We start from the raw sequence: 391 nt of genomic DNA on the forward strand, positions 1-391 counted from the left end.
CTCTGAAAATGAACGACTTCACGTTCGCGCAGGAACTTGAGCGGTTCTCTGACTTCCGGGTTGTCGATGATGCGGATTAAGTTGTCGTAGGTGGTTCTGGCCTTCTGTTCGGCCGCTAAGTCTTCCGTTAAGTCGGTGATGGCGTCGCCCTTGGACTGGAACTCACAGGCGTTAAACGGGACGCCTGCCGCGGCGGTGGGCCACAGAGCCGTGGTGTGATCGACGTAGTAGGCGTCAAAGCCGGCAGTTTTTGCCTGCTCCGGGGTTAAATTCTTTGTCAGCTGGAAGACAATGGCGCAGATCATCTCTAAATGAGCCAGCTCTTCCGTACCAATATCGGTTAAAAGTCCGCCTACTTCCTTGCATGGCATGGAGTAACGCTGGGAAAGAT

The 391-nt window shown here is 54.0% G+C and carries 1 protein-coding gene; it reads right to left on the minus strand.

What is annotated here, in order from left to right:
• On the minus strand, positions 1-391 hold a 391-nt coding region (locus NE664_15455), incomplete at both ends, for a manganese catalase family protein (protein MCQ4728029.1).

Origin of the sequence: Anaerotignum faecicola, from assembly GCA_024460105.1 — a bacterium.
GTDB lineage: Bacteria > Bacillota > Clostridia > Lachnospirales > Anaerotignaceae > JANFXS01.